Source organism: Humidesulfovibrio idahonensis (genome assembly GCF_054657715.1).
On sequence record NZ_BAAHYE010000002.1, the window covers coordinates 1 to 19,722 of the forward strand.

20 protein-coding genes are annotated in these 19,722 nt (G+C 65.8%); 12 read left to right on the top strand and 8 right to left on the bottom strand.

Features of this window, described 5'->3' with window-relative positions:
* Positions 1–362 precede the first annotated feature (362 nt).
* The gene (locus ACYQ4W_RS00245; RefSeq protein ID WP_459851478.1) at positions 363–2,108 is read left to right on the top strand and encodes a proline--tRNA ligase; all 1,746 of its coding nucleotides are present in this window, start codon (positions 363–365) and stop codon (positions 2,106–2,108) included.
* A gap of 21 nt (positions 2,109–2,129) precedes the next feature.
* Positions 2,130–2,789 (top strand): class I SAM-dependent methyltransferase, encoded by a 660-nt coding sequence (locus tag ACYQ4W_RS00250; protein WP_459851481.1) that lies wholly within the window; start codon positions 2,130–2,132, stop codon positions 2,787–2,789.
* A 492-nt stretch (positions 2,790–3,281) separates the two neighbouring features.
* Here ACYQ4W_RS00250 and ACYQ4W_RS00255 read toward each other — a convergent pair whose 3' ends face one another.
* Entirely contained in the window at positions 3,282–4,409 is a 1,128-nt protein-coding gene (locus ACYQ4W_RS00255; protein ID WP_459851484.1) for a DUF362 domain-containing protein, read from the bottom strand.
* Positions 4,406–4,831, bottom strand: coding sequence for a hypothetical protein (locus ACYQ4W_RS00260; protein WP_459851487.1), 426 nt, complete (start codon positions 4,829–4,831; stop codon positions 4,406–4,408). The genes ACYQ4W_RS00255 and ACYQ4W_RS00260 overlap by 4 nt, the downstream gene beginning before the upstream one ends.
* A gap of 535 nt (positions 4,832–5,366) precedes the next feature.
* Here ACYQ4W_RS00260 and ACYQ4W_RS00265 point away from each other — a divergent pair.
* The 4 genes from ACYQ4W_RS00265 (at position 5,367) to ACYQ4W_RS00280 (ending at position 8,741) form a co-directional block, all read left to right on the top strand.
* Positions 5,367–5,780, top strand: coding sequence for an Hsp20/alpha crystallin family protein (locus tag ACYQ4W_RS00265; protein WP_459851489.1), 414 nt, complete (start codon positions 5,367–5,369; stop codon positions 5,778–5,780).
* A 23-nt stretch (positions 5,781–5,803) separates the two neighbouring features.
* Entirely contained in the window at positions 5,804–6,184 is a 381-nt protein-coding gene (locus ACYQ4W_RS00270) for an Hsp20/alpha crystallin family protein (RefSeq protein ID WP_459851491.1), read from the top strand.
* 765 nt (positions 6,185–6,949) lie between these two features.
* On the top strand, positions 6,950–8,128 hold the full coding sequence (locus ACYQ4W_RS00275; protein WP_459851493.1) for an SEL1-like repeat protein: 1,179 nt from the start codon (positions 6,950–6,952) through the stop codon (positions 8,126–8,128).
* A gap of 79 nt (positions 8,129–8,207) precedes the next feature.
* Positions 8,208–8,741, top strand: coding sequence for a CBS domain-containing protein (locus ACYQ4W_RS00280; protein WP_459851496.1), 534 nt, complete (start codon positions 8,208–8,210; stop codon positions 8,739–8,741).
* Between the two features lie 187 nt (positions 8,742–8,928).
* Here ACYQ4W_RS00280 and ACYQ4W_RS00285 read toward each other — a convergent pair whose 3' ends face one another.
* From ACYQ4W_RS00285 to aldA, 3 genes are all read right to left on the bottom strand, one after another.
* Entirely contained in the window at positions 8,929–10,191 is a 1,263-nt protein-coding gene (locus ACYQ4W_RS00285; RefSeq protein WP_459851498.1) for an ABC transporter permease, read from the bottom strand.
* Between the two features lie 146 nt (positions 10,192–10,337).
* Positions 10,338–10,490 (bottom strand): hypothetical protein, encoded by a 153-nt coding sequence (locus tag ACYQ4W_RS00290; RefSeq protein ID WP_459851500.1) that lies wholly within the window; start codon positions 10,488–10,490, stop codon positions 10,338–10,340.
* A 111-nt stretch (positions 10,491–10,601) separates the two neighbouring features.
* Positions 10,602–12,032, bottom strand: coding sequence for an aldehyde dehydrogenase (aldA, locus tag ACYQ4W_RS00295; RefSeq protein WP_459851503.1), 1,431 nt, complete (start codon positions 12,030–12,032; stop codon positions 10,602–10,604).
* Positions 12,033–12,450: 418 nt separating this feature from the next.
* Between aldA and nifU the strand changes: the two genes are divergently transcribed.
* The 6 genes from nifU (at position 12,451) to ACYQ4W_RS00325 (ending at position 17,460) form a co-directional block, all read left to right on the top strand.
* Positions 12,451–13,284, top strand: a complete 834-nt coding sequence (gene nifU / locus ACYQ4W_RS00300; RefSeq protein ID WP_459851505.1) for a Fe-S cluster assembly protein NifU — start codon at positions 12,451–12,453, stop codon at positions 13,282–13,284.
* A gap of 2 nt (positions 13,285–13,286) precedes the next feature.
* Positions 13,287–14,495 (top strand): cysteine desulfurase NifS, encoded by a 1,209-nt coding sequence (nifS, locus tag ACYQ4W_RS00305; RefSeq protein ID WP_459851508.1) that lies wholly within the window; start codon positions 13,287–13,289, stop codon positions 14,493–14,495.
* Positions 14,496–14,723: 228 nt separating this feature from the next.
* Positions 14,724–15,653 (top strand): cysteine synthase A, encoded by a 930-nt coding sequence (cysK, locus tag ACYQ4W_RS00310; RefSeq protein ID WP_459851510.1) that lies wholly within the window; start codon positions 14,724–14,726, stop codon positions 15,651–15,653.
* A 9-nt stretch (positions 15,654–15,662) separates the two neighbouring features.
* Positions 15,663–16,613 carry a serine O-acetyltransferase EpsC gene (gene epsC, locus ACYQ4W_RS00315; RefSeq protein WP_459851513.1) on the top strand — a complete coding sequence of 317 codons (951 nt, stop codon included), beginning with the start codon at positions 15,663–15,665 and terminating at the stop codon, positions 16,611–16,613.
* A 107-nt stretch (positions 16,614–16,720) separates the two neighbouring features.
* Positions 16,721–17,137, top strand: coding sequence for an HIT family protein (locus tag ACYQ4W_RS00320; RefSeq protein ID WP_459851516.1), 417 nt, complete (start codon positions 16,721–16,723; stop codon positions 17,135–17,137).
* A gap of 26 nt (positions 17,138–17,163) precedes the next feature.
* On the top strand, positions 17,164–17,460 hold the full coding sequence (locus ACYQ4W_RS00325; protein ID WP_459851518.1) for an integration host factor subunit alpha: 297 nt from the start codon (positions 17,164–17,166) through the stop codon (positions 17,458–17,460).
* Here ACYQ4W_RS00325 and ACYQ4W_RS00330 read toward each other — a convergent pair.
* The 3 genes from ACYQ4W_RS00330 to ACYQ4W_RS00340 all read right to left on the bottom strand — a co-directional run bounded on the left by ACYQ4W_RS00330 (position 17,444) and on the right by ACYQ4W_RS00340 (position 19,719).
* Positions 17,444–18,250: an SPOR domain-containing protein gene (locus ACYQ4W_RS00330; RefSeq protein ID WP_459851521.1), complete on the bottom strand. Its 807-nt coding sequence runs from the start codon at positions 18,248–18,250 to the stop codon at positions 17,444–17,446. The genes ACYQ4W_RS00325 and ACYQ4W_RS00330 overlap by 17 nt on opposite strands.
* Positions 18,251–18,419: 169 nt before the next feature.
* Positions 18,420–18,887, bottom strand: coding sequence for a LysM peptidoglycan-binding domain-containing protein (locus ACYQ4W_RS00335; RefSeq protein ID WP_459851524.1), 468 nt, complete (start codon positions 18,885–18,887; stop codon positions 18,420–18,422).
* Between the two features lie 61 nt (positions 18,888–18,948).
* A complete protein-coding gene (locus ACYQ4W_RS00340) occupies positions 18,949–19,719 on the bottom strand; it encodes a hypothetical protein (RefSeq protein ID WP_459851527.1) in 771 nt (256 codons plus the stop codon).
* Positions 19,720–19,722 lie beyond the last annotated feature (3 nt).

The following is a 19,722-nucleotide window of genomic DNA, read 5'->3' on the forward strand; positions in this document are numbered from 1 at the left end:
CGCCAGGGGGTATGCACCCCCTGGACCCGCAAATGGGGTGAAGCGCTTGGGCCTCATGCGCTGCCGGGTCTGTTCACCATATGAGGGGGACCGGGGGGAATCATTCCCCCCGGCGGAGGGCGCGGGAGGCGGAGCCTCCCGATTGGATTGCGCAAGCATAACCCCATGTTGTAGCACCGAACATAATCGGCAGGGATTTGGTCGGAAAAAGGGTGAAATTTCCCTGTTGACAGCTTTTCCGCGAAAGGTTGAGGTGTGGCGCACAAAAACGAGCTTGTTCTCCCTTCCTGGCGGAGGGGGCCGGGAGGCGGAGCCTTACCCGGATGATATTTCGTAACTTACTTTGACACCTGGAGAATCGCATGCGTCTGTCCAAAGCCTATGTCCCGACCCTGAAGGAAGTGCCCGCCGAGGCCGAGGTTGTCAGCCACCGTTTGCTGCTGCGCGGCGGCTTTGTGCGCCAGCTCACCCGCGGCATCTACACCTACCTGCCCCTGGGCCTTAAGACCTTGAACAAGGTGGCGGACATTGTGCGCCAGGAGATGGACCGCGCCGGGGCCCAGGAGATCCTGATGCCCATGGTGCAGCCGGGCGACCTCTGGCGCGAGACCGGCCGCTGGGAGTTCTACGGCAAGGAGCTGCTGCGCTTCCGCGACCGCGCGGACCGCGAATACTGCCTCGGACCCACGCACGAGGAAGTGGTGACCGACCTGGTGCGCGGCGAGGTGCGCTCGTACCGGCAGCTGCCCATCAACCTGTACCAGATCCAGACGAAGTTCCGCGACGAGATCCGCCCGCGCTTCGGGCTCATGCGCGGCCGCGAGTTCGTCATGAAGGACGCGTACTCTTTTGACCGCGACGAAGCCGGCGCGGACGAGAGCTACCGCGCCATGTACGACGCCTATTGCGCCATCTTCCGCAGGCTCGGCCTGGAGTTCCGCCCGGTCGAGGCCGACACCGGCTCCATCGGCGGCAACTTCAGCCATGAGTTCATGGTCCTGGCCGACACCGGCGAGGACACCATCGCCACCTGCCAGGCTTGCGAGTACGCCGCCAACCTGGAAAAGGCCGAGGTTGTGGTGCCGGTGGACCGCTGCGACTGCGGCCACGACTGCCCGGCCTACAGCGAGGTGCCCACGCCCGGCGTGCACACCGTGGCCGAGGTGTGCGAGTACCTTTCCATAGACGCCCATACCCTGGTGAAGACCCTGCTTTTCGACGTGGACGGCGCACCCGTGGCCGCCCTGGTGCGCGGCGACCGCGAGCTGAACGAGATCAAGCTCAAGAACCACCTGCACGCCACCGAGGTGAAGCTGGCCACGCCCGAGCAGGTGGTGGCCTGGACCGGCGCGCCCGTGGGCTTTGCCGGACCTGTGGGCCTCAAGGTCGCGGGCATCAGGATCATCGCCGACCGCGAGCTGGACTTTGACTGCGGCTGGTTCGTGGGGGCCAACAAGGCCGACGCGCACATGAAGAACGTCGACCTGCGGCGCGACGTGAAGCTCGACGGCTACGCCGACCTGCGCAACATCACCGAGGCCGACAAGTGCCCGCGCTGCGGCGGCGCGGTGAAGCTGCGCAAGGGCATCGAGGTGGGCCACGTGTTCAAGCTGGGGCTCAAGTACTCCCAGGCCATGAACGCCGTGTTCCTGGACGAGAACGGCAAGGAGCAGACCATGATCATGGGCTGCTATGGCATCGGCGTTTCGCGCATCGTGGCCTCGGCCATCGAGCAGAACCACGACGACGACGGCATCAAGTTCCCGCCCTCCATCGCGCCCTATGAGGTGGCTTTGCTCTCCCTGGCGGGCAAGGACCAGGAAGTGGCCCTGGCCGCGGACAAGCTCTACACCGAGCTCACGGCCAAGGGCATCGAGGTGCTGTACGACGACCGCGACGAGCGCCCCGGCGTGAAGTTCAAGGACGCCGACCTGCTGGGCATGCCCATGCAGCTGGTGCTGGGCGGCAAGGGGCTCAAGAACGGCATCATCGAGGCCAAGGACCGCCGCACCGGCGAAAAGCGCGAGATCAAGCTGGCCGACTTCGCGGCCGAGTTCGCCGACTGGCGCCGCACTGTGCGTCAGGGCTGGGGGCTGGACCTGGCCTAGGCTGGAGAGCGGGAGCCGGACGTGGACGCTCTCGACCTCCAACTGGAATACTGGAACGGCACCGGGGCGGCCAAGACCTTCAGCCACCCGGTGCCCGTTGCGGAACTGCTGGAGCAGCATGGCCCGGAGGCGGCCGTTCTTGACTACGGCTGCGGCTATGGCCGCGTCTGCGCGGAGCTGACCCGCGCGGGCTTCCGAAATGTGCTGGGCGTGGACGCCTCGGCCGCGCTGGTGGCGCGCGGCAAGGCCCAGAGCCCGGACCTGGACCTGCGGGCGGTGACCGCGCCGCCGCTGCCGCTGCCCCCGGCCTCCTTCGACATCTGCCTGCTGGTGGCGCTGCTCACCTGCGTGCCCACGGACGCCGGAGCCGCCGCTCTGCTGGCCGAGGCGCACAGGCTGCTGCGTCCTGGCGGCGTGCTGTTCCTCAGCGATTATCCTTTGCAGAAAGACGCGCGCAACCTTGCCCGCTACAAGCAGTTCGAGCCGGAGTTCGGCTCCTACGGCGTGTTCCGCACGGAAGGGGCGGTGTTCCGCCATTTCGCCCTGGAGGATGTGGGCCGGCTGCTTGCCGGTTTCGACGTGCTCTGGCGGCGCGGGCTCAAGGTGCTGACCCTGAACGGGCACGAGGCGGACATCATCCAGGTGCTGGCGCGCAAACGCACGGAGCCGCAAGGCGCGTAGGCGAAGCGGCTGCGCGTGCCGAGGGGCATCTCCCTGGCATGGGCGAAAGCGCCTTGGGGAACGCCGATGAAAAGGCTGCGCGTGGCCAAGGGCTCCCGCTTGGGCACGTGCATTCTTGCGCCTGGGCGGTTTGGGAAACGCCCGTGGCGAACGTCGCTTTTGCCTGAAACTGGCGCGGGCTTCGCACGGGATCGCACGCGTGAGGGTGGAGCGGACCTCCCGCCGTCGCCCGATTCAGAACATCCTCTTCTCCCGCTTCCGCCGCGGGGCAATCCGCAAGGTCTGCGCACCGCGCTTGTTTTCCGCCCGCGCAAACGAAAAGGCTGAGACGAACGCGTTCGCCCCAGCCTTTCTGCTTGTGTCATGCGAGGGAGCATCGCCCGGTGGGCGGCGTTCCCCCAAGCCCAACGGCTCACTGCGGCATCAAGGGCACCGCTCCGGCCGGGATGCCCGCTCCGCGCGTGCCGCCTCTCGTCTCGTCACGCGTGCGCGTTACAGCGCCACCAGCTCGTAGTCCCTGGTGCCCAGGCCCAGCGCTTCGGCGTAGTCCAGACCCAGGGCCTGCGGCAGGTGCGGGCGCATGGCGCGGAACTTGTCGTCGCCGGGCTTGAGGCCCTTGGGCAGGTGGCTGGGCCACAGGGGCTCGGCCTTGTTGATGAGGTCGATGCTGGCCTGGTCGATGGCCACGGGGTCGAGGGAGGCCAGAATGCCGATGTCCGGGCAGATGCAGGCGTCGGAGAAGCCCATGCAGTCGCAGTCCGGGGTGACGTTGGTGACGAAGCTGATGTGCAGGCTGGGCTTGGGCCGGGCCAGCAGCACGGCGGCGGCGTATTCCATCATGCGCTCCAGAAAGGCGGCCACGTCGGTCTGCCAGTTGATCTCCAGCGCGCCGGTCTTGCAGGCCAGAAAACAGGCCCCGCAGCCGATGCAGCGCGTGTGGTCGAGCAGGATGTGCTTCTTCTTCAGCTCGCCGGGCGCGTCGGCCAGGGAGAGCGCCTTGGCCGCGCACATGCTGACGCACGCGCCGCAGCCCACGCATTTGTCCACGTTGACCATGGGGCCGGTGGAGACGTGCTGCTGCATTTTGCCCTGCTTGCTGGCGCTGCCCATGCCGATGTTTTTGAGCGCGCCGCCGAAGCCCGCCAGTTCGTGCCCCTTGGCGTGGTTGATGGACACCAGGAGGTCGGCGTCGGCGATGTCCGCGGCGATGAAGGCCTCGGAGAAGTGCTTGCCCTTCACGGGCAGGGCCTTTTGGCTGCCGCCCCGGAGTCCGTCGGCGATGATGACCGGCGCGCCCAGAAGCAGGGGATCATAGCCGTGCTGCGCGGCCTGCATGGAGTGGCTCACGGCCTCGCCGCGCTGGCCCACGTACAGGGTGCTGGCGTCGGTGAGGAAGGGCCGCGCCCCGGCCTTGAGCAGGGCGTCGATGATGGGCTTGATCATGAGGGGCTGCACGTGGCTGGTCACGCCGCGCTCGCCGAAGTGGATCTTGAGCGCTGTGAGTTCGCCGCCGCCGACGTTTTCGGCAAAGCCGGTGCGGGCCAGCAGTTTGCGGATGCGTTCGGGGTAGGGCGCCTTGAGGCTGGCGCGCAGGTTCCAGAAGTACACGGGGCTTTTCATGGGCGGACTCCTTGTGGCTTGGTGGCGGAAGGTTGGTCGCAAAAGGCTTCGGCGAATTCCTGCGGCGTTGCCGGGGCCTGGCCGCTTGAGGCGTCCTCGCAGCCTGTGTCGCACACAAGCTCGGCCAGGGCGCGGCCGCCCGCGGAACGCTTGCCGCCGTGGGCCTCGGCCCGCTGGTCCCAGCGCGGCAGCAGCAGTTCGCGCGCGGCTTCCTCGCAGGTTTGGGCGCTGTCCGACTTTTGCCCCAGGCGGTGGCAATCCAGGTAAAGCTCCTGCAACTGCGCGCAGTCGGTGGCGGCGGCCGGTTTGGCGGCCAGGGCTGGCGCGGCCAAGCCTGTTGCCAAGCCTGTTGTCAGGACCAGCACCAGGAAAATCCTCAACGGCGGCGGGGTGCGGAGCAGGGCGGATCGGCTGGGGCGCATGGTTTTGCGGTCCTCCGGCTGGCGGTTTTTCATCCCTCAGATTGCCTTGGCCGGGGGCGGCTGGCAAGCGGAATCTTGCGCGCTTCGGATTGTGCGATTTTCTTGGCACAAGGCGCTTTACAACCCATTGGCAGTGCTTATCTACAAAGTGGGACCGCCCCGGAAGCACCGGCAAGGGACCCAGGCACCAACCGCAACGGAGGGTGGACTCGAATAGACGCAGAGCTTCTCACCACAGAATGGCGGATTGAGCCGCCCCTCGCACAAGAAAGAGAATAGTGCGCCGCAAGAGCGATCCGACAGATCCGGACAAAGGGGGGTCGGGATCCACCCGGGGGTACCGGGACGCGGCGCACAACCTTGTTGTTTGCCTTCCTGCCCATCGTTGTACCCGCCATGCCTGCTGTTTCAACCCATCTGTTCAGAATCCCGCCATTGTGATTCCGCTGTTGCCGAAACTGTGGAAAACCTCCTTGACTGCACGCGTTGCGTGTCTATTTTCCCTCTCATCACATCCCATAAAGGAGGTAGCGCTATGGTGCTTGACTTCAACACCCTTTACTCCTTCCCCGGCCGCTTCGACCGGATGTTCGAGGAGTTCTTCAAGCCGCAATTGGCCGATGGACGCAGAATGGCCTACCCGCCGCTGAACCTGAGCGAGGACGAGGGCGCGTATTACGTGCGCTCCGAGGTTCCCGGCCTGCCCCTGGAGGCGCTGGAGCTGACGCTGACCGACAAGAGCCTCATCATCAAGGGAGAGCGGCCCACCGAACAGGGCAAGTACTTCCGCCAGGAGCGTCCGGCGGGGTTCTTCCAGCGCATTGTGGCCCTGAACGTCCCGGTGGACCGCGACGGCGTGCGCGCCACGCTGGTTGACGGCGTGCTCACCGTGGTCCTTCCCAAGTGCGAGGAATGCAAGCCCCGCAAGATCAGCATTGAAGTGGCCTGAGGCCAGAGCAAGGAGGTAACGCCATGACCGAGCAAAACACCGAGCAGGCCGTCAAGGCCGAAGCCAAGTCCTTGCCGAGGGTGAGCCCCGCCACGGACATTCTGGAGCGCGAAGACGGCTTCTATGTGTATATGGACATCCCGGGCGTGCGCCGGGAGGATTTGAAGATAGACATCAACGAGAACGAGCTGCTGGTGACGGGCCGGGCCATGCAGGGCGCGGCGGAGAAGGAGAGCTTCCTCGAGGTCCAGTTCGGACCGGGTGAGTACATCCGCGCCGTCAGCCTCTCCGATCTGGTCGACCGCGAGCACATCAAGGCCACGCTCAAGGACGGCGTGCTGGTCGTCCACTTGCCGAGGCTGGAAAAGGCCGCTCCGCGCCGCATCACCATCCAGTCCGCCTGATCCGAACCACACTGGACCGGCCCGAACCGTCCGACTTGGCCTGAGCCGCCGGAACGGGACCGGCCCCCACGGGCAGACGCTCCCCTGGCGCCCAACCGGGGGAGCGTCTTCAGGCCCGGCTACGCCGCATCTTCCTCCCGCCGCCCGGCTTCGGGGGCCGTCTTGCAGGCGGGGTGTCCGGGCAAGGCGGCCGGCCCCGGCGCCTCCTCCTCCCTTCCATATGGTGCGGGCGCTTCCGCCGCGCAGGCCAGGGCTCCACGCCGCAGCGCCTGGGCGTATTCCGACTCATGCTCCTGGCCGTGCGCCAACGTGTGCTCCGGCAATGCGGCAGCGGAGACCCGGAATCCGAATCGAAGCAACTCTTGAGCTGTGGGCAGCCGCCCTAACGCATCTTTGAACAATAACAGGCACGGCATGATCATCATCCTCCCGCATCGCAGTGCGCGTTGTGTGGCGTTCCGCGTGCAACGTTTTTCGTATATCTAAATAACGCAGTAATTCATGTCTACATTTTTTCCGTGCGAGGCGCTATAGATAAACCTGTTTGCTTTCTATAGTCCGAGTTTCTACGTTTAAAGGTTTTATAAATGCCTGAAGTTGGGATAAAAAGACGGTGTTGCAGTGTTGCCGCAGCCAAGGCGTCTTTGTTTGTTGCGCAAGCCGCCAGCATGGGGCAGGTGTGGACATCGGACCCGGCACAGCCTACACTGTTCTTCGCGTCGGCGTTTCGCCCGGCGCGCCACGCTCCCAGGAGGTATTCCGCTCGTGTCGAGACTGGCATTCATCCCAAAATCCGCTTCGTTGCGGTCCGCTTGCGCGGCCGCGCTTCTGCTTTGCGCCCTGGCTCAGCCCGGCGCGGCCTGGGCCAGCAAGACAAGCCCCGCGCAGCCCTCCGTGCTGGAGCCGGACGCCGAGCCCGCCACCAGCCCGAAGTTCCGGGCCACCCTTTCCAAGGCCCAGGCGGGCGACGTGCACGCCCAGAACGAGCTTGGCGTGCTTCTGGCCACGGGCAACGGCACGCCCAAGTCTCCGGCCGAGGCCGTGCGCTGGTGGACCCTGGCCGCGGAAAAAGGCTTTGCCGACGCCCAGTTCAACCTGGCCCTGGCCTACGACCAAGGCCACGGCGTGGCCAAGAACACCGCCCAGGCCGCAGCGCTGTACGAGAAGGCCGCGGACCAGGGCATCGTGGCCGCCATGTACAATTACGCGGAGATCTTGAGCTCCGGCCACGGCGTGCCCATGAATCTGAGCCAGGCGGCGCATTATTACGAGGCCGCGGCCAAGAAGGGCCACGTGAAGTCCATGTATGGCCTGGCCCTGGCCTACACGCGCGGCGCCGGCGTGGAGCGCGACGACGTGAAGGCCGCCAGCTGGATGCAGAAGGCCGCGGAGGCCAACAACTCCCGCGCCCAGTACCTGCTGGCGCAAATGTACGCCCAGGGCATCGGCGTGCCCAAGGATACGGCCAAGGCCGCCCACTGGCTGGAGCTTGCCGCGAAAAGCGGCCACGGCAGGGCCCAATACTCCTATGCCCTGCACTGCCAGCAGGGCCAGGGCGTGCCGCAGAACAACGCCGCCGCCGCCCGCTGGTATCGCGAGGCCGCGAACCACAACCACACCGGGGCCATGTGCAACCTGGCGCTGCTGCTGCTTGAGGGCAAGGGCGTGGCCAAGGACCCGGCCGAGGCGCAGCGCCTGTTCACCCGCGCCGCGGAGATGGGCGACCCCAAGGCCCAGTACAACCTCGGCCTGCTGCTGCTTGAGGGCCGCGACCTGACCAAGAACGTCGCCGAGGCCTATTACTGGCTTTCCGTGGCCTCGCGCTACGGCCTGCCCGAAGCCAAGAAGCCGCGCGAACAGGCCGGCAAGGTCCTGTCCGCCTCCGAGCGCGAGGGCCTCGACATCCGGGTGGCCGCGTTCCGGCCCAAGGGCGCGGAGCTCTAGCGGACCGGCCGCAAGCGTCATGACGGACCAGGAGTCTCACACAGCATAACCGCCACACCACCAGCCGGAGGCGAGCGCCATGCGCATTGAGCAGATCATGCGGCACGATCCGACCCGGGTCGGACCCGACGAGCCGGTTTCCAGGCTTATCGAATGGTATGCGAACCCCGGCGGCCGCTCGCGCTACACCTACGTGGTGGACGGGCAGGGCGTGCTTCTGGGCGTCGTGACCATGATGGAGATTCTGGGGCTGTTCCTTGAAAAGGACGTGGTGGACGGCCACGAAAAGGGCGTCGTCAACGATGCCGAGGCCTTGCGGCGCATCAGCTGCGCTTTGTCGGAAAAGAAGGACCTGCCCGTGGCGCGCATCATGCGCACGGACCTGCCCACCGTGGCGCCGACCGGGCTTTTCCTCGACGCGCGCCTGCTGTTGCGCGAGCGCAAGATCACCGCGCTGCCCGTGGTGGACGGCAATGGCGTGCTCGTGGGCGAAATCACCCGCCGGGTCATCATCAAGCTTTTGGACACCATGCTGCGCGATCCGGATCTCTTCACCCTGAAGAAGGACTGCAAGCGCCTGTTCGACTCCTCAAGCGAGTTCTTTCTGGGCTAGCCAACGCCGGATGGGGCGGCGGGATCGGCTGCTGGCCGGTGGTCAGGCGAAAAGGCCGGGCTTGCGCATCGGCGCGGTGGGTTTGTCCCGCGCCCTGGTCGTCCTTTCCGTTGGCCGGTCCGCGTAGAGTTGCAGGGGGAGTGGGAGAGCCGGCCCTGCGCGCCAGTCTGAAAAGATGGGGTGGGGATCAGGCGGACAGCACGGCCAAGATTTCTATCTGCGCCGCCTGCCGGGCGGGGTACGCCCCCGCGGCCAGGCCCAGCAGCACCGAACCCGCCATGGTGCAGAGCGAGAACACCGGCTCCAGCACGTACGGGAATCCCGCCAGGGCGCACACCAGCTCCACCAGGGCGATGCTGGCGAACACGCCCAGACTTCCGCCCACCCCGGCCATTATGCCCGCCTCCAGCAAGAATTGCCGCGTGATGTTCTTGCGGCTGCCGCCCACGGCCCTGCGGATGCCTATTTCCGTGCGTCTGGCCTGCACCATGAGCACCATGATGGACAGGATGCCCATGGCGCCCACGGCGAAGGAGATCACCGAGGTGATGAGCCCCAGGGTCTGCACCAGGTCCAGCGCCTCGCGCCGCAGCTGCATGGCGTCCGCCGGGGTCAGCAGGCTGAAGTCGTCCTGCTTGCCCTCCAGGTGGTGGCGCTGGCGCAGCACCGCGCCCGCCGCGGCGCGCACGCGGTCGATGTCCATGCCCTCGGCCAGCTTGAGGTACGCGCCGGTTATCCAGGTCTGATTGGCCGCGCGGCGCAGAAAGGTCGTGAGCGGCAGAAAGGTCTGCTCGTCCTGGTCCGTGCCGGTGAGGTCGCGACCCTTGGCCTCCATGACGCCCACCACGGTGAAGCGCGCGCGGAACACCTGCACTTCTTTGCCGAGGGCCGCCTCGGGCGTGCCGAACAGCCGCTCCGCGATCTTGCGGCCCAGCACCACCACGCGCTCCATGTCGCGCACGTCCGTGTCCACGAGGAAGCGGCCGATGTCGGCCTGGAAGCTGCGCACCTGCGCGTACTGCGGCCAGGTGCCGACCATCTGCGTGTTCACCGTGATTCCGCCCGCGCGGATGGGCATGGTGTTTTGGTAAAAGGGCGCCAGGGCCAGCACGCCGGGCACGCCGTCGGCCAGGGCCTGGGCGTCCTGCACGGTGAAGGTGCGCTGCGTGGCCTGGCTGCGCGCGCCGCCGCCCTGGGTGAAGCGCACCTGCCCGGCCAGCGCGGCGAAAAGCCCGGGCCCGAGCTTTTCGGCTTCGGCCTCGGCGTTTTTGTACATGGCCTCGGCCACGTGCTGCACGCCGTTGAAGGACAGCGCGCCCAGAAACACGCCGAGCATGGCCAGGATGGCGCGGATCTTGTGGGCCGAAAGGGAGGCCAGGGCGATCTTGAGGTCGAGCAGCATGGGGCGGGTGTACCGCGTGGGCCCGGCGCGGGCAAGGGGCGCGGGCAAGGAGAGATGGAGGCTGCGGCGGCGCGAAGAGGAAGGCTGACGTTGAAGGATCGGCTTGGGAAGGCCGGAGGCGCGGGAAAGGGGCGGAGGCGGGAGAAGGCCGGAGGGGGGAGAGGGAACAGGGGCGAGGCGGGCGTGGAGAGGCGTCAGCGCCGCCCTGCGCGCTTGGCCGCCAGCGCCGCGCCGCACAGGACCAAGGCCGCCAGCGCCAAGGCGGTCGGCAGGTCGAAGCGCAGCGCCAAAATGCCCAGCAGCAAAAGCGCGGGGAGCAGCAGCTTGCGGAAGGAAAGCGCGCGCATTGTGAACGCCGTTTCGCCGCAACGGCAAACCGTCATTGCGCTTTGCCGGGGCAGGGGCCGCAGAAGAAAAAGGCCGGCCCCGCGTGAACGGAACCGGCCCTGGATTCTCGGCTAGTGCTGGATGTAGACCACGTGGGTCTGCAGGTATTCGAACAGGCCGTGCTTGCCGTCGGCTCCGCCGATGCCGGACTTGCGCCACCCGGCGTGGAAGCCCTGCATGGCCTCGAAGTGCTCGCGGTTCACGTAGGTCTCGCCGAACTTCAGCTCGTTCACCGCGCGCATGGTGCTGCCGATGCTGTTGGTGAAGATGGACGAGGTGAGGCCGTATTCGCAGTCGTTGGCCAGCGCGATGGCCTCGTCCAGGCCCGAGACCTTCATGACCGGCAGCACCGGGCCGAAGATCTCCTTGCGCATGATCTCCATGTCCTGGCTGCAGCCGCCAAGAAGCGTGGGCTTGTAGAACGCGCCGGTCTTGGGCTCGGCCGGGCGCTCGCCGCCGGTGACGACCTGCGCGCCCTGCTCCTTGGCGCGGGCCACCATGGCCTCGATCTTGGCCAGCTGCTCGCGGTTGATCTGGCAGCTCATGTCCGGGTTGTCGAAGGGATCGCCGTAGGTCACGGCGGCCATGGCCGCGGCCATGCGGTCCATGAACTCGTCGGCGATCTTGGCGTCCACATAGACGCGCTCCGCGCAGTTGCACACCTGGCCGGAGTAGATGACGCGCGAACCCACCACGGCCTTCACGGCCAGGTCGAGGTCGGCGTCGGCGCAGACGATGGCCGGGGCCTTGCCGCCCAGCTCCAGGGAGGTCTTGGTGATGTTTTCGGCCGTGGCGGCGATGATCTGCTGCCCGGCCTCCACGCTGCCCGTGAGGGTGACCATGCCGGTGACCGGGCTTTTGACCAGGGCGTTGCCCAGGGTGCTGCCCCGGCCGGAAACGAAGTTCAGCACGCCCGCGGGCAGGCCGATCTGATCCACCAGTTTGGCGAACTCGAAGGTGGTGCAGGGGGTTTCGCTGCTGGGCTTGATGACCGTGGTGCAGCCGGTGAGCAGCGAGGGCGCGACCTTGCGGGCCATGACGAAGAAGGGGAAGTTCCAGGGGCAAATGCCCACGATGACGCCGATGGGCTGGTGCAGCAGCAGGATGTTCTCGCCCGGGCGGTCGCTCTGGATGATCTCGCCCTCGTATTTGGTGGCCCAGCCGGCGTAGTAGTCGAAGTAGTCGGCGGTGACGTCGATCTCCACCTGGGCCAGGCCGATGACCTTGGCCTGCTCCTCGGCCAGGGTCTTGGCCAGCTCCACGCGGTTGGCGCGGATGGCCGCAGCCATCTTCTTAAGATAGGACGCGCGGTCGCCGGCGGTTCTGGCCGCCCAGGCGGTCTGGGCTTTTTCCGCCGCCTCCAGGGCCTTGGCCGCGTCCGCCGCGTCGCCGTTGGGCGCCAGGGCGATGACCTTCTCCGTGAACGGATTGAGAACCTCGATCTTGTCCTTGGAATGGGAATCCTGGAACGTGCCGTTGATGTACTGCTGATAGGTCTTCATCGGGGGGAACCTCCAAAGATGATGCGTTGCGTGGTGCGCGGGGGCGCAAGTCCATCCTTGCCTGAGAGTCTAATTGTATCTTTTGGGACATACAAGCCCGCTGGCGAAAAAAGCCGGGTCCTCAATGCGGGCGTTTTGCAAGGGCAAGCCCCCCCCTTTCAGAAGGGAGCAGGGCGGAAAACCCCATGCCGAGGGCCTTGCGGGACATTACCGGGCGCGCGGCCGGGGCGGCGGCTCCTTTGCGGGGTGTGTGCCGGGGCGACAGGCGGCCATGACCTCGGCCAGGTGCGCGGCGGTAAAACACGACTAAATTCATAAAGTTTTAGTTTGGCCCCTTGCGCGCAGCCAAACGGTGTGTATTTTAGGAAAATGCGCCCGCCTTTCGCCCGCGCCAATCAGCGATTTTTGGAGATGCGCCATGTGGGAATACACTGATATCGTCAAGGAACATTTTCTGAATCCGAAGAATGTCGGAGAAATGAAGGACGCCACCTGCGTGGGCGAAGTGGGCTCCATCGCCTGCGGCGATGCGCTCAAGCTGTTCCTCAAGATCGAGGACGGCATCATCAAGGACGCCACCTTCCAGACCTTCGGCTGCGCCAGCGCCATCGCCTCCAGCTCCGCCCTCACCGAGCTGGTGAAGGGCAAGACCGTGGACGAGGCCCTCAAGATCTCCAACAAGGACATCGCCACCGCCCTGGGCGGCCTGCCCAAGGAGAAGATGCACTGCTCCGTCATGGGGCAGGAGGCCCTTGAGGCGGCCATCAAGCAGTGGCGCGGCGAAAAGGTGGACAGCGTGGAGCATTCCGAGGGCGAGATCGTCTGCGAATGCTTCGGCGTCACCGACCATCAGATTCTGGAGGCCGTGCGCGAGAACGACCTCAAGACCGTAGAGGACGTGACCTACTACACCAAGGCCGGCGGCGGCTGCGCCAAGTGCCATGAGAAGATCGCCGAGCTCATCGCCCAGGCGCGCGGCGAGGCGGCCCCCGCGCCAGCCCCCGCGCCCAAGAAGCTCACCAACATCCAGCGCATGCGCATGATCGAGGAAGTGCTGGAGAAGGAGATCCGCCCGCGGCTCCAGCTCGACGGCGGCGACATCGAACTTGCCGACGTGGAGGGGCTGGTTGTCTCCGTGACCTTGCGCGGCCACTGCGTGGGCTGCCCGGCCAGCCAGGCCACGGTGCACGGCACTGTGGAGCGCATTCTGCGCGACAAGGTCGACCCTGAGATCCAGGTGCGGGAGGTGTAGCCATGAGCAAGCCGGTCATCTACCTGGACAACAACGCCACCACCCGCGTGGCGCCAGAAGTGCTTGAGGCCATGCTCCCGTTCTTTTCCGAGCGTTACGGCAACCCGTCCAGCATGCACAGCTTCGGCGGCGCGGTGGGCAAGGAGATGCGCGAGGCGCGGCAGGCCCTGGCCGAGCTTCTGGGCTGCGAGACGGACGAGATCATCTTCACCTCCTGCGGCACGGAGAGCGACAACACAGCCATCCGCTCCGCCCTGGCCGCCCAGCCGGAGAAGCGGCACATCGTCACCACCCGCGTGGAGCACCCGGCCGTGCTCTCGCTGTGCAAGTTCTTGGAGCGCAGCCAAGGCTACCGCGTCACCTACCTGGGCGTGGACAGCGAAGGCCGCCTGAACATGAAGGAGCTTGAGGACAGCCTCACGGACGACACGGCCATCGTGTCCATCATGTGGGCCAACAACGAGACCGGCGTCATCTTCCCCATTCCGGAAATCGCCAAGTTGGTGAAGCGCCGCGGCATCATGATGCACACCGACGCCGTGCAGGCCGTGGGCAAGGTCGACATCAACCTGAGCGAGCTCGACGTGGACATGCTCTCGCTCTCCGGCCACAAGCTGCACGCGCCCAAGGGCATCGGCGCGCTTTACGTGCGGCGCAAGCTGCCCTACCGGCCGTATCTCATCGGCGGCCACCAGGAGCACGGACGCCGCGCCGGCACCGAGAACACCACGAGCATCATCGCCCTCGGCGCGGCCGCCCGCGCGGCCAAGGCGCACCTGCCGGTGGAGAACACCCGCGTGCGCGCCCTGCGCGACAAGCTGGAGAACGGCCTGCTTGCGGCCGTGCCCGACAGCCGCCTCAACGGCCATAAGCAGGACCGCCTGCCCAATACCAGCAACATCAGCTTCAAGTACGTGGAGGGCGAGGCCATTCTGCTGCTGCTCGACCAGCTGGGCATAGCCGCCAGCTCCGGCTCGGCCTGCACCTCGGGGTCGCTTGAGCCTTCGCACGTGCTGCGCGCCATGGGCGTGCCCTTCACCTTCGCCCACGGCTCCATCCGTTTCTCCCTCTCGCGCTACACCACGGACGAGGATGTGGACTACGTCATCAAGAACGTGCCGCCCATCATCGAAACCCTGCGCAAGATTTCGCCCTACAAGCAGGGCGCGGCCGATCCCGTCGACCCGAAAAAGCCCGCCTGCAGCTGTTGACGCTCAATGCCGGGAGGGAGCCGGGGGAAGCCTTCCCCGCGCTCCCTCTCCTCTGACCGGCCGCCCCAATCGGCGCCGCAACGACCGAGGAAGAGGCGCAGCAAATTCCACCTGTCCCACGCTTGCTGAAGTTGGCGACCAGGCGTAAGCCGGTAAAAGACTTCGGCAAATACGGGGCGACCAAGGGCCGCGGAACAGGACCCGGCCCTTACCATCAAGGAGCACAACATGAACATCGCGCAATCCATGGCGGAGCTCATCGGCAAGACGCCGCTGGTCCGGCTGAACAAATTGTCCGAAGGCCTGGGCGCGACCCTGCTGGCCAAGCTGGAGTCCCGCAATCCCGGCGGCTCCATCAAGGACCGCATCGGCGCGAGCATGATCGAAGAGGCCCTCAAGACCGGGCGCATCACCACGCAGAGCCTCATCGTGGAGCCCACCAGCGGCAATACGGGCATCGGCCTGGCGCTCATCTGCGCCATCAAGGGCATGAAGCTGGTGCTCACCATGCCGGAGAGCATGAGCGTGGAGCGCCGCAAGCTGCTCACGGGCTACGGCGCGCAGATCGTGCTTACCCCCGCCGCCGAGGGCATGACCGGGGCCATCCGCAAGGCCGCGGCCATCGTGGCCGAGACCGCGGGCGCGTTCATGCCCATGCAGTTCGACAACCCGGCCAACCCGGCGGCCCACAGGGCCACCACCGCGCTGGAAATTTGGGAGGACACGGACGGCCAGGTGGACTGCTTTGTGGCCGGCGTGGGCACGGGCGGCACCCTGACCGGCGTGGGCCAGGTGCTGAAGGCCAAGAAGCCCGGCGTGCGCGCCGTGGCCGTGGAGCCCAGCGATTCGCCCGTGCTTTCCGGCGGCAAGGCCGGCCCGCACAAGATCCAGGGCATCGGCGCGGGCTTTGTGCCCAGCGTGCTGGATACGAAAATTTACGACGAGATAATCCAGGTGGGCGCGCAGGACGCCTTCGACACCGCCCGGCGCATGATGCGCGAGGAAGGCATCAGCTGCGGCATCTCCTCCGGCGCCAACGCCTTTGCCGCCATGCAGCTGGCCGCCCGGCCGGAAATGGCCGGCAAGATGATCGTGTTCATCGTGTGCGACACCGGCGAGCGGTACCTCTCGACGCCGCTCTTCGCCGAGGCGGAGTAGGGGGCGCGTATGATCGACGAGTTTCCGTTGGCCACGCCGCTGGACAAGGACGAGGTGCTTGCGGACACGGTGACGCGCCTGTGCGCGCCCGGCGCCTGCGAGTCCGCCTGCCTGCACATCAGCCGCGACCAGGCCATGCCCTCGCTGGACGCCCTTGTGGAGATAGTGGAGCTGCTGCGCGCGGTGCTGTTCCCGGGCTTTTTCGGCCCCTCGGACGTGAGCGACCGCACCATGCCGTTCTACACCGGCAGCGCGCTGGACCGCGTGCTGAAGCTTCTGGCCGAGCAGATCAACCGCGGCTACTGCTTCGTGTGCTCCAAGAACAACCGCCAGCCCTGCACGGACTGCGAGTCTCGGGCCGAGGCCGTGGCGTTGGAGTTCGTGCGGCGCCTGCCAAACGTGCGCGAGCTGCTGGCCGGCGACGTGCAGGCGGCCTTTGACGGCGACCCCGCGGCCAAAACCCCGGGCGAGACCATCTTCTGCTACCCCAGCATCAAGGCCCTGACCAACCACCGCATCGCCCACCAGCTGCACCATCTTGGCGTGGACATCATCCCGCGCATCATCGGCGAGATGGCGCATTCCGACACCGGCATCGACATCCATCCGGGCGCGCACATCGGCCCGCGCTTCTTCATCGACCACGGCACGGGCACGGTCATAGGCGAGACCTGCATCATCGGCCAGAACGTGCGCCTGTATCAGGGTGTCACCCTGGGGGCCAAGAGCTTCCCCAAGGAGGACTCCAGCAGCAGGCTGGTCAAGGGCCTGGCGCGCCATCCCATCGTGGAGGACGACGTGACCATCTACGCGGGCGCGACGATTCTGGGCCGCGTGACCATAGGCCAGGGCGCGGTCATCGGCGGCAACGTCTGGGTGACCCAGGACATTGCCCCAGGGGCGCGCATCGTGCAGGCCCGCGCGGCGGAGCAGTTTTTCATCAGCGGCCTGGGTATTTGACGTTCACGTGATATTTGTTGCGGAATACGTGGAAAAGCTCTTGAACTCTTCCGCGTATCCGAGTAATGATTGTGCACAGTTGGGTGGTTTCAAACGTGGAGCGCGCCGTGAATCAGGATTGCATCTTTTGTAAGATCATCGCAGGCGAGATTCCCTCGGCCAAAATTTACGATCACGGCGGGATCTACGCCTTCTTGGACATTGCGCCGGTGAACAAGGGCCATGCCCTTGTGGTGCCCAAAAAGCACTACGCCACGCTGTTCGATGTGCCGCCCGACCTTGGCCGGGAGCTGACCACGGCGCTTCAGGTCGTGGGACGCGCGGTCATGGCGGCCACTGGCGCGGCCGGGCTCAACCTGGGCATGAATAATTTCGAGGCCGCCGGACAGCTGGTGCACCACGCCCATTTCCACCTGATTCCGCGTCACGCCGGGGACGGACTGACCCTCTGGACTCAGCACGCTTATGAGAGTGTCGAGGAAATGCAGAAGCTGACGCAGGCCATCCGGTCTGCCATCGGCTGAAAACACGGGAACCCCACGGAGGTTTCATGAGCGGTCAAACCCTGACCAAAGCGCACATCGTCGATGCCATCTACAAGAAGACGGACCGCAACCGCGCGGAGATCAAGGACTTGGTGGAAGCCACCCTTGAGCTGATGAAGCAGGCCATCAAAAAGGACCACGCCATGCTGGTGAGCGGGTTCGGCAAGTTTGAGGCCTATGACAAGAACTCGCGCCGGGGCCGCAATCCGCAGACCAACGAGAGCATCACCCTGCCGCCGCGCAAGGTCGTGGTGTTCCGCTTGTCGCGGAAGTTTAGGGCCGAGCTTAATCCGCTGGAATAAACGCCTGCGGCCAGTCGGCCTTCAGTTCCTCCAGGGCCTTGCGCGCAGCCGCGAGGTCCTGGAAGGGGCCGGCCTGCACGCGGTGGTACACCGTCTGGGCCTGCTCCGCGCGCGCCACGCGCGCCTCCGAATATCCCTTGTCCTTGAGCCAGGTGAGCGCCGCATCGGCGTTCTTTTCCGTGCTGAATGAAGCGATCTGCACCATGTAGATGCGCGCCGCCTGCGTCGCGTCCTTGGCTTGCGCGGCCTCAGTCTTCGGGGCCGTTTCCGCCTTCTTGCCTTCGGCGCCTTCCTGCGTCGCGCTTTCCTGCTTGGCTACCGGCTGCTTCGCGTCCGGCTGCTTCGCGTCGGCCTGCTTCAACTCGGCGGGCTTGGCGTCGGTGTCGGCCGCCTTGGCCGCGGGCGCTTCCGTCTGCTTGGTTTCGGCCGCGGGCGCTGCGACTGCCGGCTCCGGCTTGGCCGCCACCTGCGCATCCGCCGTCACCTCGGACATGCGGGCGTCCACCTTGGCCACGGCGGTCTTGATCTGCGCGTCCGTGGTCTGCGGGTCCTTCTTCTCGGCTACGATGGTTTCCACCACAGGTCCCTGGAGCGCCGGTTGCGCCGCTGCCGGCGCAGGCTGCTCCACGGGTTTCGGTCCGGCTGGGTGTCCCTTGCCGCGCACCATGGCCTCGGTGCGCACCTCGGGCGGGTCTGAGGGAATGGGCTTGCGCGCGGCGCAGGCCGGCAGCAGCAGGGAGGCCGTCAGGGCCAGGGCGATTTTCGGGGCAAGGTGGCGAGGTCCTTTCATGGGGCCCTCCGAGGGGTGTTTTGCGGATAGGGAAAGCGTAAGCCTAAACTTTGTCTAGAGTAGTCCAGGGTTGCGTGGATTGCAAGAGGTGCGGGCGCGGCTTTTGGGCAAATAAAAAGGCGCCCGGTCTTTCGACCGGACGCCCACCATTGCCGAGTGTCCCGAGGGACTAGAAGCCGTAGCCCAGAGCCTCGCGGATGTCCGCGGGCAGATTGGCCTTGCTCTCAGGAGCGGACTTCTTCTTGGACTTGCCAGCCTTGTGGCGGGCGGCCTTGACGTCATCCAGCGCAAAGGTGCGGGGGATGTCGAAGGTCTGGCCGGGGTAGATCAAGTTGGCGTTCTTGATCTTGGCGCGGTTGGCCTTGAAAATCATGGGCCACATGAAGGGGTCGTTGTAGATCTGCTTGAACTCAGAGATCCACCACAGGCAATTGCCCTTCACAACCGTGTAAGAAGTGGGCAGCTTGGCGTAGTCGGCCTCGTAAATCTGACGAGGAGACATCGGCGCGGGGGCCACTTCGCGGCTCTGAACGGCAGCGGGCGCGGGCGCAGGCGCGGGCGCGGGCTCAACCTTCTTGGCACAACCAAGGGCGAAAACAACACAACAGGCAACAGTAAGCAGCATGAGCTTTTTCATAGTTAACTCCCTCCTCCGTTGGGAACTTAAGAATATTCCTGGCAACCTAGAACTGTCAAGCTTAAGTCGCCATCCTTTGGCTCCAGTTGTCGAGAATTTTCTTCTCCTGAAGCACCAGACGGTCGGAGGGGTTTATACCCAACGCCCCCTGCACTGCAAGGGCTGCTTCATCAACCCAGCCCCCTAAACGCAAACTTTGTGCGGCCAGCACGAACATGCGTTCCGGGTGGTCGCCGTACACGGTGCTGATGAGATGGTCGTAGTCCGCGCCGAAGACCTCCCGCACCAGGGCGTTTTGCGAGAACAGGTAGCGCGCCAGAAGCGCGTTCTCCTTGTGGCGGGCAAGATAAATGGAAAGCAATTGGCGGCTTTGCGACATAATGAAGCGGATGCGGTCGATTTCGCGGCGCATGCTTTCTTCCGTTTGGCGCAGCACCTGGAACAGCTCCTCCACGACCACGCGCTCGGCCTCGGGCAGGTCGCGGCCGCGCAGGGCCAAAAACCACGGCGCATAGGTGAGGGCCTGGTAGGCGTCTTCCTTCAGCTTGATGGTCTCGTGGAAGATGTAGCCCAGGCCCCAGTCGAGGAACTGGCCGGTCAAGGGCGTTTCCGGGTCGTTGCGGAACACGTGGTGGGCCGTGTCCTTCATGCGCCACAGCAGGCCCTTGTCCATCTCCTGGCCGATCAAGTCGCGCAGGATGGTGAAGGCCACCGAACCCTCGCGGTCGAAGGAGCGGAACTGCTCCTCCAGCGCCTTGCTGGAAAGGCAGAAGTTGCGGAACATGTCGCGCACAAACTCGGGCAGCTTGGCCCTTATCCAGGCTTTGGACACGGT

Coding starts and splice junctions, on each gene's coding strand:
- nifS (WP_459851508.1), top strand. CDS start 13,287: ATGAGCAAGCCGGTCATCTACCTGGACAACAACGCCACCACCCGCGTG.
- ACYQ4W_RS00245 (WP_459851478.1), top strand. CDS start 363: ATGCGTCTGTCCAAAGCCTATGTCCCGACCCTGAAGGAAGTGCCCGCC.
- aldA (WP_459851503.1), bottom strand. CDS start 12,032: ATGAAGACCTATCAGCAGTACATCAACGGCACGTTCCAGGATTCCCAT.
- ACYQ4W_RS00325 (WP_459851518.1), top strand. CDS start 17,164: ATGAGCGGTCAAACCCTGACCAAAGCGCACATCGTCGATGCCATCTAC.
- nifU (WP_459851505.1), top strand. CDS start 12,451: ATGTGGGAATACACTGATATCGTCAAGGAACATTTTCTGAATCCGAAG.
- ACYQ4W_RS00270 (WP_459851491.1), top strand. CDS start 5,804: ATGACCGAGCAAAACACCGAGCAGGCCGTCAAGGCCGAAGCCAAGTCC.
- epsC (WP_459851513.1), top strand. CDS start 15,663: ATGATCGACGAGTTTCCGTTGGCCACGCCGCTGGACAAGGACGAGGTG.
- ACYQ4W_RS00330 (WP_459851521.1), bottom strand. CDS start 18,250: ATGAAAGGACCTCGCCACCTTGCCCCGAAAATCGCCCTGGCCCTGACG.
- cysK (WP_459851510.1), top strand. CDS start 14,724: ATGAACATCGCGCAATCCATGGCGGAGCTCATCGGCAAGACGCCGCTG.
- ACYQ4W_RS00280 (WP_459851496.1), top strand. CDS start 8,208: ATGCGCATTGAGCAGATCATGCGGCACGATCCGACCCGGGTCGGACCC.
- ACYQ4W_RS00335 (WP_459851524.1), bottom strand. CDS start 18,887: ATGAAAAAGCTCATGCTGCTTACTGTTGCCTGTTGTGTTGTTTTCGCC.
- ACYQ4W_RS00255 (WP_459851484.1), bottom strand. CDS start 4,409: ATGAAAAGCCCCGTGTACTTCTGGAACCTGCGCGCCAGCCTCAAGGCG.
- ACYQ4W_RS00265 (WP_459851489.1), top strand. CDS start 5,367: ATGGTGCTTGACTTCAACACCCTTTACTCCTTCCCCGGCCGCTTCGAC.
- ACYQ4W_RS00260 (WP_459851487.1), bottom strand. CDS start 4,831: ATGCGCCCCAGCCGATCCGCCCTGCTCCGCACCCCGCCGCCGTTGAGG.
- ACYQ4W_RS00290 (WP_459851500.1), bottom strand. CDS start 10,490: ATGCGCGCGCTTTCCTTCCGCAAGCTGCTGCTCCCCGCGCTTTTGCTG.